The 12,424-nt window shown below is 39.1% G+C and carries 15 protein-coding genes and 1 pseudogene; all 16 read left to right on the forward strand.

Annotated elements, in window-relative coordinates; translation table 11 throughout:
- Positions 1 to 225: 225 nt before the first annotated feature.
- The 16 genes and pseudogenes from M3197_RS11365 to tig all read left to right on the forward strand — a co-directional run bounded on the left by M3197_RS11365 (position 226) and on the right by tig (position 12,423).
- On the forward strand, positions 226 to 1,404 hold the full coding sequence (locus M3197_RS11365) for a MalY/PatB family protein (RefSeq protein ID WP_251661673.1): 1,179 nt from the start codon (positions 226 to 228) through the stop codon (positions 1,402 to 1,404).
- 92 nt (positions 1,405 to 1,496) lie between these two features.
- On the forward strand, positions 1,497 to 1,808 hold the full coding sequence (locus M3197_RS11370) for a hypothetical protein (protein ID WP_251661674.1): 312 nt from the start codon (positions 1,497 to 1,499) through the stop codon (positions 1,806 to 1,808).
- 86 nt (positions 1,809 to 1,894) lie between these two features.
- A complete protein-coding gene (locus M3197_RS11375; protein ID WP_251661675.1) occupies positions 1,895 to 2,353 on the forward strand; it encodes a hypothetical protein in 459 nt (152 codons plus the stop codon).
- Positions 2,354 to 2,384: 31 nt separating this feature from the next.
- Positions 2,385 to 2,711 carry a hypothetical protein gene (locus M3197_RS11380; RefSeq protein ID WP_251661676.1) on the forward strand — a complete coding sequence of 109 codons (327 nt, stop codon included), beginning with the start codon at positions 2,385 to 2,387 and terminating at the stop codon, positions 2,709 to 2,711.
- Between the two features lie 99 nt (positions 2,712 to 2,810).
- Positions 2,811 to 3,092, forward strand: a complete 282-nt coding sequence (locus M3197_RS11385) for a hypothetical protein (protein WP_251661678.1) — start codon at positions 2,811 to 2,813, stop codon at positions 3,090 to 3,092.
- 346 nt (positions 3,093 to 3,438) lie between these two features.
- Positions 3,439 to 3,924, forward strand: a complete 486-nt coding sequence (locus M3197_RS11390) for a GNAT family N-acetyltransferase (RefSeq protein ID WP_251661680.1) — start codon at positions 3,439 to 3,441, stop codon at positions 3,922 to 3,924.
- Positions 3,925 to 3,986: 62 nt separating this feature from the next.
- Positions 3,987 to 4,436, forward strand: a pseudogene (locus M3197_RS11395) (SgcJ/EcaC family oxidoreductase).
- A 100-nt stretch (positions 4,437 to 4,536) separates the two neighbouring features.
- Positions 4,537 to 4,917 carry a hypothetical protein gene (locus tag M3197_RS11400; RefSeq protein ID WP_251661682.1) on the forward strand — a complete coding sequence of 127 codons (381 nt, stop codon included), beginning with the start codon at positions 4,537 to 4,539 and terminating at the stop codon, positions 4,915 to 4,917.
- A gap of 132 nt (positions 4,918 to 5,049) precedes the next feature.
- Complete coding sequence (locus M3197_RS11405; RefSeq protein WP_251661684.1) at positions 5,050 to 5,736, forward strand: copper homeostasis protein CutC; 687 nt, start codon at positions 5,050 to 5,052, stop codon at positions 5,734 to 5,736.
- 178 nt (positions 5,737 to 5,914) lie between these two features.
- On the forward strand, positions 5,915 to 6,631 hold the full coding sequence (locus M3197_RS11410) for a DUF421 domain-containing protein (RefSeq protein ID WP_251661686.1): 717 nt from the start codon (positions 5,915 to 5,917) through the stop codon (positions 6,629 to 6,631).
- A 296-nt stretch (positions 6,632 to 6,927) separates the two neighbouring features.
- On the forward strand, positions 6,928 to 8,229 hold the full coding sequence (locus tag M3197_RS11415) for a globin-coupled sensor protein (protein ID WP_251661688.1): 1,302 nt from the start codon (positions 6,928 to 6,930) through the stop codon (positions 8,227 to 8,229).
- Positions 8,230 to 8,363: 134 nt separating this feature from the next.
- Complete coding sequence (locus M3197_RS11420) at positions 8,364 to 8,816, forward strand: GNAT family N-acetyltransferase (RefSeq protein ID WP_251661689.1); 453 nt, start codon at positions 8,364 to 8,366, stop codon at positions 8,814 to 8,816.
- A gap of 21 nt (positions 8,817 to 8,837) precedes the next feature.
- Entirely contained in the window at positions 8,838 to 9,383 is a 546-nt protein-coding gene (locus tag M3197_RS11425) for a hypothetical protein (RefSeq protein WP_251661692.1), read from the forward strand.
- A gap of 49 nt (positions 9,384 to 9,432) precedes the next feature.
- A complete protein-coding gene (locus M3197_RS11430) occupies positions 9,433 to 9,969 on the forward strand; it encodes a hypothetical protein (protein WP_251661694.1) in 537 nt (178 codons plus the stop codon).
- Positions 9,970 to 10,043: 74 nt separating this feature from the next.
- The gene (locus M3197_RS11435; RefSeq protein ID WP_251661696.1) at positions 10,044 to 11,021 is read left to right on the forward strand and encodes a tetratricopeptide repeat protein; all 978 of its coding nucleotides are present in this window, start codon (positions 10,044 to 10,046) and stop codon (positions 11,019 to 11,021) included.
- Between the two features lie 103 nt (positions 11,022 to 11,124).
- Positions 11,125 to 12,423, forward strand: coding sequence for a trigger factor (gene tig / locus M3197_RS11440; RefSeq protein ID WP_251661698.1), 1,299 nt, complete (start codon positions 11,125 to 11,127; stop codon positions 12,421 to 12,423).
- Position 12,424 lies beyond the last annotated feature (1 nt).

The raw sequence follows: 12,424 nt of genomic DNA on the forward strand, positions 1-12,424 counted from the left end.
TAGCGTACCCATGGACGTTTGAAGATTCAAATATCTAATTATTATTGTTTATCTGCGTGTCAAAAAAATATTTTTGGCACCCTAACAACGGGTCAAACCGTTGATACATCAACATTTATAGAGGGAGAGCTACTTAAGCTGATTTTTGTACACCACCTCTAGTTAAAGATACGATGAGAGGGTAAGTAGAGTTGGAATTTTAATGAATAGAAGGGAGAATGACACATGAAATACAATTTTGATACGGTTGTGGATCGCATGAAATCATCGAGCGTTAAATGGGATGGGGCAGAAGCATTGTTTGGTGAAAAAGACTTATTGCCCCTTTGGGTAGCTGACATGGATTTCAAAGTGCCAGACGAAGTGTCAAAAGCTGTCGCAGATAAGGCATCTCATGGAATTTTCGGCTATACAATCAGGGAAGAGAGCTATTACCAGTCAATCATTGATTGGATGAAAACTCGCCATAGCTGGACAATTGAAAAAGAATGGATTTGCCACAGTCCAGGTGTCGTCACAGCATTGAGCTTAGCGGTGCAAGCCTTTACCAAACCTGGTGATAAAGTTATTGTGCAACCACCTGTCTACTATCCTTTCATGAAAGTGACAGAAACAAATGATCGCGAAGTCGTATATAACCCACTCGTCAATAACAATGGATCTTATGAAATGGATTTCGAGGATCTCATTTCGAAAATCGACGAGTCAGTGAAGCTATTCATGCTATGTAATCCGCATAACCCAGGTGGATTCGTTTGGAAGAAAGAAGACTTGCTACGACTCGGGGAAATCTGTATGGAACATGGAATTTTAGTCATTTCGGATGAAATCCATTCGGATCTAGTGTTCAAAAAAGGAAGTCACATCCCGTTTGCATCGCTTTCAGAGCAATTCGCACAAAATAGTATAACGTGCACCGCACCAAGTAAAACCTTTAACCTAGCAGGATTACAAACATCCAATATCATTATTCCAAATGAAGGACTACGTGAGATATTCACAACGGAAACCGAGCGGAATTCAATCGGCATGCCAAACTCGTTTGGACCTGTCGCTACAGAGGCTGCATATACCCATGGCGTTCCATGGCTTGAAGACGTGTTGGAATACGTTGAAGGGAACTTGAAATTTGTAACAAATTATTTTGCAGAGAACGTTCCTGCATTGAAAGTTCTCCCATTAGAAGCAACGTACCTAGCTTGGATTGACTGTACAGAGCTCGGAATGACTTCTGAAGAATTGGAAACATTCTTCCTATCGAAAGCGCACGTCGCGTTGAATCAGGGAAAAGCATTCGGTCCTGGGGGAGAAGGGTTCGTCCGTATGAACCTCGCATGCTCTCGTTCTATCATCGAAAAAGCTGCAAAACAAATCAAAGATGCAATGAAATCCTTGTCCGTATGAATTGATAAGAATAGTTAAAAAATTGAATTGCTATACAGAACCTCTTTGGATAGAATTGTCTAAAGAGGTTCTTTTTTGTTAGGAGTGAAGAGATGATTAGAAAAGTATCGCCTAGGTGGATCCTGTGCGGATATACGATTGCACTGATTTCACTTCTGTATTTAGGTTTGAGTGGTTTGATATCGAGTAGTATGAGAGGTTCGCTTCCCAACACGTTGTTCATTTTAAGCATGTGTTTTCTTAGTGTTGGTGCTTGGGGGCTTGGTCTTGGAATACGTAACTATACAAAGAATCTTGATCAGGTTGCTGAAACTTTGATGAAAAAAAGATTAATTCTTTTAACGGCGTTTGGATGGTTAATAGTTTTAGGAAGTATTTCATTTTTCCCGATTGTATTTATTTAAATAAGTAACATTTGAAGGGCGTGGGACAGTTGCTTATTCTTTCATATACATTTTTTATTAGTGTGCTTGTAATAACCTATTTTGTAATGGCTAATAAAATAGAAACGGAGTTTTTAACTAGATATTTATTGGTTATTCTCATCAGTTCTTTTTTCTTCTTTAAAATTTTTCATGAACAGTCAGCGCTGTATGTAACGCTAATATGTACAGTCGGACTTGTTTTAAATGCGAAGTTACCTACTATCAACAAGTTCATTCTAATTTTAGTAGCTGGAATTGTAGTCAATGTCTATCGTGTCCCTTTATCAACTGAAGAATTTGATGACTATCTAAAAGCTACTTATGGAATCGAATGTTTGGTAACTGAATGTGTGGAAGTCGTAAAAATAGTTAGTGAGGATACGATGGAATTACAAACGAACGAGTACACCATACAAGGCTACTCCTATAACTGGTACTCTGTTTTTTCTACAGGAGAAATCGAGCTCAATGATAAATCAATCAAAGCAGTCAATGTTATGGGGTTTTGGTTTCCTCTGAGGTAATCAACTTAAGGAGATATTAAATGAAAGTATCTTGTTAGCAATATGTGCCATCGCTTTACTTGGAATCACATATATGCACCAAACACCTGTTCTTGAAACGAACCAGGCAATCGAAGAAGCCAAAAAACATCTAGTTACGCCACCGGAGGAATGCCAAGCATCATTTCCGAAAGTAACAGAACAAGTTTTTCCTTGGGAACTGAAGCGTGTTGAGTTAGTGGAACGTAAAGGTTTTTGGAGTGAACTGATGAATGAGCGGAAATGGGAGATCACAATGGAATACGAGGGAAGGCAAGCCACAGTTGTGATAAATGCATATACTGGAGAATTCATAGAAATCTATGGTCCACTCAATTAATAGGACAGAGAGATGCGCTCTTACAATTTAAAAAACTAAAAATCATAGGCATTCCAGAAATAGATTTTGGCCACTTCAATTGAATGAAGGTGTAGTATAATGAATGTATTTTTTCAAAAGGTGGAACACAAGTCCAACTCCAAAATCCTAACATTTATTCGAGTGTTCATGATAATCGGAATGACATTCTTTTTGTTCATGGCGATCTTTAATCATCTCGATTTGTACTACTTAATGTGGGTTTTTCTACTAGCAGCAGTTCTGTCTCTAGTTGATATAATTGTAAGTCTTATCAATAAAGCCGACAAAAACGTAGTAGTACTTGAAATTGGTTATGCCTTTATTTGGATATTCATGTTAGTTCTGTACGTGCTCATCTAAAAGTAGATTGTATACTTTTAAAAAAGTGCGGAAATTTGAAATAAAAGGAGAAAATTAATGGCGCTATTTGGTTTTATTGTAGTAGCAACAATTTTAGGAGCGCTTTTACTGGTTATCGCCGGTCCGGTGTTTGGGGAGTTCTTGCGTTTGGAATCGTTGTAGGATGTCTATTCTGGGGGTTGTACATGCTCCGTGACATCCATAAAACAATCCATGTATCCTCTCCCAAAAAAGACAAAGTACAAAAAGCTTATGAACAGTATCTAAGTGAACGTTTGGAATAATTCACTACTATATGTTGGTAGTCGCAACAGATGGAAGTACTTTTAAAATAGGAGTGGTTTACATGCAGCATACAATCCGGAATATGAAGGCAGAAGACACTCAACAACTACAAGAGGTGGCAAAAATCAGTTGGAATGCAACCTACGAAGGCATCATTCCATATGAAGTTCAAGAACGATTTTTATCCAGCGCCTATAGTAATGAGATGTTGGCGCGTCGCTTGAACCACTCGATGATGCTTGTTGCAGAACAGGGTGGAATCCTCGTGGGCTTTGCAAATTTTTCTCCTGTGAACGATGACGGCGAATCCGAATTAGCTGCGATTTATCTTCATCCAGATTATCAAGGAAGTGGGATTGGAACAGCGTTGTTACAAGAGGGAATCGTTCAAATTAAAAATGTTAAAAAGATTTACATAACTGTTGAAAAAGAGAACTTGATCGGAAAGGCGTTCTACGATGCAAAAGGATTCACTTTGATTGACCAGTTTGAGGAAGATTTCGATGGACATATGATGCAATCCGTTCGTATGATGTTGACCTTGTGAATGGTTTCCTAAACATAAAATGAACAGCGATTTAAAATACAATATTTAGGGTGGCGAAGAACTTGAACACTTCATACCAACATGAAATCGAAAATCTTTATCAAAACCTAATAGCTGCTTGGAATAATCGTGATGCACAAAGAATGGCTGATTAATTCGAAGAGCAAGGAGTGCAAATAGGATTTGATGGAAGTAAAGTTATCGGAAAAAAAGAAATTCTATTGCACCTAGAGCCTATATTTGAACAACATCCAACTGCACGTTTTATAACTAAGGTTAAAGAGATTAGGCTTTTAGGAACAGAAGTCGCAATTATACATGCAATAGCGGGTATGATTCCCCCAGGAAAGACGGATATTGAGCCTAAAGTAAATGCCATTCAAACTTTAGTTGCTGTTAAAAAAGATGGATTTTGGCGAGTTGAGCTTTTTCAAAATACCCCTGCTCAGTTTCATGGTAGACCGGAGTTAGTTGTAGAGATGACGAATGAATTACAGCACCTTCTCGGGTGAGAAAATGTAGATTTCACTACGAATTTTAGCGACATCATTACTAATAATTTTACGTATTGAGAGTAACCAACGGCGATGAACAATGATGGGGGATTGTTATATGATTAATAAAAATTGGATCTCGATTGGAGTTATTGTAATTTCCATTACCCTGTTAATGGCATGTGATTTCTTTCCTAAGTTAAACGAGGTGTTGTCTATTCCTAAACCGATAGTCAGTGTATTCTTACTCCTGATGTTGTTTGTTGGCTGCTATACAACTCCTCTTCTAAAAAATAATACATTGAGATTTAATTTCCTTTGGGGGGCTGCAACGGTGATTTATCTGATGGGGCTGATTATTGTGTTTAGCCTGTTGGGAGGAAATTCACAAGTTGGTCTGTCCTTATCCAGCCCTGCTCTTTGGATAGTTCTGGCGATTAGTGTGTTTGAGTTATACCGTGAATTTAAGAAACTAAAAGCTGCTCAACCTACTCCTTGAATCACGTCTTCTAGATGATTGAACAAGTTGTAGATTAGCGTATACTGTTAACCTAACAAGTAACCCTCATTCAGTTCCTTTACTTCAGGAAATGGGCGGTTACTTTTTGACTTTACAAGGAGGTATTCGACTATGAAACTAGAAATTATTGCAACAAGCCTACAAGATGCTCTTCTAGCTGAACAAGCAGGAGCAGACCGATTGGAATTATGTTCAGCACTAACTGAAGGTGGATTGACACCAAGTTTAGGGTTGATTGAAGCGGTGGTTGAGGGAGTATCGATTCCAGTCCACGTCATTGTCCGTCCTCATAGCAGAACGTTCAATTATACGGAGGAAGACATTCTAGTGATGCTTGCGGATATCCATCACATTCAACAGACAAAAGCTGCAGGAATTGTTATCGGCATATTAGATGAAAACAATCGGGTGGATACTGTCAATTTGAAGCGTTTTTTAGATGCAGCAGGAGACTTAAAGATAACATTCCATCGGGCATTCGATGCAATTGAAGATCAGCTAGAAGCGGTTGATATGATTGGCGACTTCCCTCAAATCCAGCGAATCTTAACTTCAGGCGGACAAGCGCCAGCCCCCCAATCGTTAGAAAAAATCAGGAAATTGGTGGAGAAGACCCAAAATACATCAGTAACCATTTTAGCTGGGAATGGTATGACACCTGAAGGATTGACAGAATTTATAGAAGCCACAGGGATTACAGAAGTTCATTTTGGATCTGCAGTCCGGGAACACGGGAGTTTTCGTTTTCCAATCAACCCAGAAGTGATAACAACCATCAAATCAATGATTACCAAATAAACTATCATCAGTAGAGGGACTCCCTAACAGCATGTAAGGACAAGACTTGCATAGAAATGTCTTATCGGCAGGGATACAATCTTTTATAGCACCTTAAATCTTCCATTAGCAATTATTTAACGTATTGGTTCTATTGAAAAAGCGCATACTCCCTTTAAGACGGAGGTGCAATTGTACTATGGAACATACAGATTTCTTTAAAGTTGATTTCTGGGAAATGATCTTGCGCACCACGCTAGCGTTTCTGGTGCTCCTATTATTGGCTCGTTTCATGGGGAAAAAACAAATTTCCCAGTTAACATTTTTCCATTACGTGACTGGCATCACGATTGGATCCATTGCCGCTGACATCGCTGGTGAATCTGAGACGCCATTCACAGACGGGTTAGTTGCAATGATCTGGTGGGCAGTATTGACGATTGCGATGAATTATATTGCGATGAAATCCAAAAAAGCACGTATCTTGTTAGACGATAAACCAATAATTATTATTCGGGATGGGAAAATTGAAGAAGGATCATTAAAAAAAGCACGTCTCGATCTTAATGACCTCAATATGCTACTACGTGAACAAAGCATTTTTTCGATAAAAGATGTGTATTTTGCGATCTTTGAAGTCAACGGGAATTTAAGTGTCATGAAACGGACAAGTCAAGAGAATGCAACCAAAGCTGATGTAAAGGCTTCTACAAAAGACCCCAAATACATTCCGACTGAAATTATTTCAGATGGAGAACTCGTTTTGGAAAATTTATCGGAGCTTAACCTAACGGAGCAATGGGTGTATGACCAGTTAAAAAAGAAAGGAATTAATCGAGTCGATCAAGTCTTCTATGCGGAAATCCAAGGAAATGGAGACTTGCATATCGATGAGAGGACAGCTAAAGATAATTAAATAGAGAGGAACCAATATCATGCAAAGGGTATTGGTTTCTCTCTATTTGGTGTGGAACCAGTATATCCTTTTACTGTGTTAAGGTTATGTAAATTGACCTATCGCTTAAAGGGTTTTGCAAATCGATAGAGAATTATTAATAGTAGATGGGAAATAAAAGCAATAAAGTGGTCTTTTATCGCTAGAAGTGTCCCATACTTTTAATGATTAGACAAAAAAGCATCACTGTCAGCCCGTTTTGTAAACTTGGTTATGACAGCTTGCCTCTGTCACTGAGTAATCTGGAGGAGAACGTAATGGTATTTTTTAATACGAATAGAACCAAAATGAAGCCAAAGTTCATTGAAATGGCAAGAACCATGAATGTTGAAATTCGAATAGAAGATAAGGAAATTAGTAAGAAAATAAACATGATACAGTTAACGGAAGAGGATTTAAGATTAATTAAGGCTCTTCAGCCGATAATTTTAATGCATGGAGATGAGTTGGTCGATAATTTTTACGGTACAATTTTGCAAGTGAGAGAATTAAAAGAAATGATCGAACAACATACGACAAAAGAATGGTTACGAGATACATTGAAAAAGCATATTATCGAAATGTTTGATGGAGTAATCAATGATGCATTCATCCAAAAACAACTTCGTGTAGCGAAAGCTCATTACTCAATTGGATTACCTCCTTCATCCTACATGAGTGCGTTCCAGAACCTTCAAAATACTTTGCTGGGAATCGTCTGCAGAGAGGTAGACAATTCAAAAGAAATCCATTTACTACTTTCAGCAATTAATAAGATGATTAGCTTGGAGCAACAGCTTGTTTTAGAAGGATATGACAATGAAACTCAAAAGAAATTAAATGAACAATTTCAAAATGGGAAAGCTGACCTTAAAAACACGATGTTAGAAGTTAGTGAAGGGTTGGTAGCTTTGGCAGAAGAGACTCAAGCATCCGCTGAAATGTTGAGTACGACGATTCGTCAGGTGAACGTAACTACAAAAGACAGTAATGAGCAGGCAGAGTTTGTAAAAATATCTGTCAGTGAAGGTCAAGTTCGTCTCACTAATTTATTGGAGAAAATTGAAGCAATTGAATCGTATACAGAGAGAATGATGGAGAGTATCGAACACTTAGGAGAGGCTTCCGATAAGATTGCAGCTGTTATTGGTATAGTTCAGAAGATTGCTGACCAAACGAACTTGCTATCGTTAAACTCTGCGATTGAAGCGTCGCGTGCGGGTGAGCACGGTAAAGGATTTGCGGTTGTATCCCAAGAAGTGCGAAAGCTTGCTGAGCAAACGAAGCGGTCAGTTACTGAAATTCAAAAACTCATTTCGAATTCAAATGATATTAAAGGTCAGGTACTTGATGATTTGCACGCCGTTAATCATGCAGTACGTGAAGGAGCAACTGCGTCTGAGCTAACGAATTCAACGTTTCATGATGTCGTGAATGCTATTGAAAGTAGTGGGTCCCTTGTGTTGACTGTGCAACAACAAATGAACGAAGTAATTAATGGTGTCCTGGAGATTAAAACGTCTACAACTGAAGTTGCATCATCCGCGGAGGCGTTGAATAAGGCTGCTGTACTTGCATAACCCTGATAAATGGCTCCCTATCCATCAAGGCGAATTGTCCATCTTTTTTCTAAAAAGAAGGAATTTTCACTCGTTTTATAGAATGACAAAAGAGCTGAACGTGTATCTAATATAATAGTAGAGGAGCGAGTGAAGTGACATACGTAGTGGAAACAGTTCAAGACTTGACGAAACTTAATATCGAATCACTTATTTCTGAAAGCGAAGAAGAAGGATATCGTTTTTTAACACGACTTGCAGAAGATTATAAAGAAGGTATTAATACCTTTTCCGATCCAGGCGAGGCATTGTATTGTGTAAAAGATGAGCAAGGGAAAGTAGTAGCAATTGGAGGCGTGAATCGTTTTACGGTTCCAGGAGGAGATCCGAACACTGGGCGACTTCAACGTTTTTACGTAGAAGCAAGTGAACGCAGAAACGGTGCGGGATCGTTGTTACTGAAAGAGATTGTAGAGCATGCACGCAACGTGTTTCACGAATTGACTGTTAAAACAGAGTCATCTAAAGCGGATGCTTTTTATCGTCATAATGGGTTTGAATTTGATGATTCGGCTTCCGAAACAACACATCGAATGGCATTCAATTAATAAGGAGTCAGATTAGTAAACATGGAATATTCTATCCAACACTATTTAAAGCAACTCAGTGATTCAGACAAGACGAATCAGTATGAAGCATTCCTAACGATTCAAAAGGAAATCGAAGAACCTGTGGATTGGGCATATGAGGTATGGGGGCTTTTTGCTGAATGGCTGCACGATAAAGATCCCCATAAACGTGCACGAGGAGCGCAATTCCTGGCTGGTCTTGCTAAAAGTGATCCGGATAATCGTATTATAAATAATTTCTCATCTCTCTGTACTGTTGCAGAGGATGAGAAATTTGTTACGTCCCGACATGCGTTACAATCATTTTGGAAAATAGCACTTGGCGGTGTTGAGCAGAAGAAGCTGGTTGAGGATTATCTATCGAATCGTTTCTATAATGCTATGAATGGCGTCCATCCTACGATGATCCGAAGCGATATAATAATAGGACTTCATAAATTGTTTGAAGCGACTCAGGATGAAGACATCCGGAATTTAGGAATCCGATTAATCGAATCGGAAGATGATGCTAAACAGATGAAGAAGTTGAAAGCGAATTGGAAATAAGTGAACAAGGATGTGGATTGCTATTCACACAGAACGGAGACATATCCCAATGGTTATTGGGATTTCCTTATTATTACTGACACCGTTTTTCGTCTTTTTGCTGCCTAATTTCATAGCGAATTCGATCTATTTCGAATCGGGGAGTTGGTTCATTTTTGTTTCTGGAGGTGTTTACACGGTATATGCAGTAGCTTTCGTTTTTCTAATTGCGGCATCATTTGTTCTATATGCAATGTATATGAGCAAAAAATCCATATTAATAAGTATAGGGTTAACGATATTGGCAGGCTTAAGTTTTTACATAGCTTCACTGAACTATACAATGTTATCGGATGATGGAATAACGTATCGTCCGCTGTTATCTTTTCAAACTCATTCGTATACGTGGAGTGATGTGGATGAAGCGGTGTTCAGGTCGGTACCTGCAGATGATGGGAAATCAGAGTTTGATTTTAAGTTTAGTGATGATATTAAGTTAACACTCAATATGAATCGATTGTTTATGAAATTTCTTCCACCTATTGAAAATCGACTAGCTCATGAAGGTGTCGAGGTGGAAAAAATATTAATCCCTAAAAAAGAATAAACCTGCGACTGCCCGTTTAACATGCGTTCATATGAAATGCTGTGCTATAGTATCAGTGAAAGCAGGTGAAGGACTTGAAACGCAATCGGAAAAGACTGCATAAAAAAGGGAATATGATTGTCTTTCCCGGAACGGTGGAGCGATTGCTAGACCAAGCCGAAGATGCAATGCAAGCAGAGGAATTTGAAAAAGCTGTCAGGTTGTCAGAACAGCTTCTTGAAATTGCCCCCAATTTACCTGAAATACCGGGAATACTTGCAGTAGCACTCTATGAAACGAAGGAATTCGCTAAAGCCAAACCTTACGCAGCGAAGTGGTTACAAAGTGATATGAGTGAATACTTTGAAACAATGGAGCTTTACCTTGCGATTTGTATGCAACTTCAGGATTATGAGGAAGTGGAAGACACCATTGGAGCTCTTCTGGATGAAGAAATTATCCCTAGTGAACTTAAACAAAAGTTTATGTATCTGCGTGAGTTGAACGGGAGATTATTAAATAGGTTTGCGGACGACTTTGTCGCGCAACCAAAAGAAGTAGTCTCATTTGAAGCTTTTTTACAAATGGATCGTTTTCAACAGCACCAGTTACTTGACCAAATGGAAAGTGATGTATCCAAGGATTTTCAGAAGTTACTCGCTGAAATTGCAGTTTATGACAACCTCCCACCTGTGTTAAGAACTGTTGCGTTGGTTTTGTTGCGGAATTCAGGGTTTAAAGACTCGCTAGTTATACGAAAGTTTGGGAGAGGACTTAGTGTCATACCATCTCAGCTCCCACTACCAGGCGAAGACCCACTTACAAAAGAAATTCGTATACTGCTCCAACAAGCAATGGACAAAGATCCCTCTCGACTTTCTCTAATTGAAGAGGCTGTAAAAAAGTTCACTTTAATCAGTTATCCTCTTGATTGGGGTGCTCCAGCGAAAGCCGTTGCATGTGCCTATGAAAATTATTCTATGTTCCTATTTGAAGGGGCTCCCCTTCCTCAAACAGCTTTACATAAGCTGATCTTTGAGATCGATCAGGACTCCAGTGGAGCTGTTGAATGAAATTTCTTGAAAGATAAAGAGACTATGATATACTGAGATGGTTGTCAATGGCGTATAAACGGTACAAAATATATTCGTCACTATGATTCGGAGGTATGTGGAAATGTCAGTTAAATGGGAAAAACAAGAAGGTAACAAAGGAAAGTTAACGTTTGAAGTTTCAGCAGAGGCTTTTAACGAAGGATTGGACAAAGCATTCAAAAAGGTCGTTAAGCAAGTTAACACACCTGGTTTCCGTAAAGGGAAAATGCCACGCAAAATGTTCAACCAAATGTACGGAGAAGAAGCACTTTACAACGATGCAATCGATATCGTACTTCCAGTAGCATACGATGCAGCTGTACGTGCAGAAGGTCTTGAGCCGATTGCATCACCAGAAATCGACATCGAAAAGCTTGAAAAGGGCGAGCCGGTTGTATTCACAGCAATCGTTCCACTTAAGCCAGAAGTGAAATTAGGCGAGTATAAAGGCCTTGAAGCAACACGCCAAGAGACAAAAGTTACAGACGAAGAAATCGACATGGAACTTCAAACGCGTCGTGAGTCAATGGCTGAGATGGTCGTTAAAGAAGACGGCGCAATCGAAGAAGGCGACACAGCGAACATCAACTTCGATGGTTACTCTGAAGGAGAAGCTTTCGAAGGCGGAAAAGCTGAGAACTATGACCTTGCAATTGGTTCAGGTTCATTCATCCCAGGTTTTGAAGAGCAACTAATCGGTTTGAAAACTGGTGAAGAAAAAGACGTTGAATTGACATTCCCTGAAGAATACCATGCAGCTGAACTTGCAGGTAAACCAGCAGTATTCAAAGTGAAAATCAACGAAGTAAAAGCAAAAGAAGTTCCTGAGTTGAACGACGAACTTGCTAAAGAAATGGACGAAGACGTTGAAACAGTGGACGAGCTTCGTAAGAAAATGAAAGAAAACCTTGAAACTGAAAAGAGCTCAGCTTCTGAAACAGCACTTCGCGACGACCTTGTAGAAGCAGCTGCACGTAACGCTGAATTTGAAGTACCTGAAGAAATGGTTGAATCTGAAACTAACCGTATGGTTGATGAGTTCGGTCAACGTCTTCAAATGCAAGGTATGAACCTTGACTTGTACTACCAGTTCTCTGGACAAGACGAAGCATCACTTCGTAAGCAAATGCACGACGACGCTGTAAGCCGCGTACGTGTATCACTTACTCTTGAAGCAATCGGTAAAGAAGAGAATGTTGAAGTTACTGAAGAAGAAATTAACGAAGAACTCAACAAAATGTCTGGACAATTCAACATGGACATCGAACAAATTAAAACTGCCCTTGGTGGTACTGAAATGCTCGAAAACGACCTTCGTTTCAACAAAACAGTTCAACTTCTTGTTGATAATGCAAAAATCACAGAAGCAGCTGCAGAATAAT

The sequence above is a fragment of the Sporosarcina aquimarina genome (assembly GCF_023715615.1).
Classification (GTDB): domain Bacteria; phylum Bacillota; class Bacilli; order Bacillales_A; family Planococcaceae; genus Sporosarcina; species Sporosarcina aquimarina_A.

Bases quoted from the DNA above. Each gene is read 5' to 3' on its own strand.
- M3197_RS11415 (WP_251661688.1), top strand. From the start codon at position 6,928: ATGGTATTTTTTAATACGAATAGAACCAAAATGAAGCCAAAGTTCATT.
- M3197_RS11410 (WP_251661686.1), top strand. From the start codon at position 5,915: ATGGAACATACAGATTTCTTTAAAGTTGATTTCTGGGAAATGATCTTG.
- M3197_RS11370 (WP_251661674.1), top strand. From the start codon at position 1,497: ATGATTAGAAAAGTATCGCCTAGGTGGATCCTGTGCGGATATACGATT.
- M3197_RS11385 (WP_251661678.1), top strand. From the start codon at position 2,811: ATGAATGTATTTTTTCAAAAGGTGGAACACAAGTCCAACTCCAAAATC.
- M3197_RS11425 (WP_251661692.1), top strand. From the start codon at position 8,838: ATGGAATATTCTATCCAACACTATTTAAAGCAACTCAGTGATTCAGAC.
- M3197_RS11400 (WP_251661682.1), top strand. From the start codon at position 4,537: ATGATTAATAAAAATTGGATCTCGATTGGAGTTATTGTAATTTCCATT.
- M3197_RS11390 (WP_251661680.1), top strand. From the start codon at position 3,439: ATGCAGCATACAATCCGGAATATGAAGGCAGAAGACACTCAACAACTA.
- M3197_RS11405 (WP_251661684.1), top strand. From the start codon at position 5,050: ATGAAACTAGAAATTATTGCAACAAGCCTACAAGATGCTCTTCTAGCT.
- M3197_RS11365 (WP_251661673.1), top strand. From the start codon at position 226: ATGAAATACAATTTTGATACGGTTGTGGATCGCATGAAATCATCGAGC.
- M3197_RS11430 (WP_251661694.1), top strand. From the start codon at position 9,433: ATGGTTATTGGGATTTCCTTATTATTACTGACACCGTTTTTCGTCTTT.
- M3197_RS11375 (WP_251661675.1), top strand. From the start codon at position 1,895: ATGGCTAATAAAATAGAAACGGAGTTTTTAACTAGATATTTATTGGTT.
- tig (WP_251661698.1), top strand. From the start codon at position 11,125: ATGTCAGTTAAATGGGAAAAACAAGAAGGTAACAAAGGAAAGTTAACG.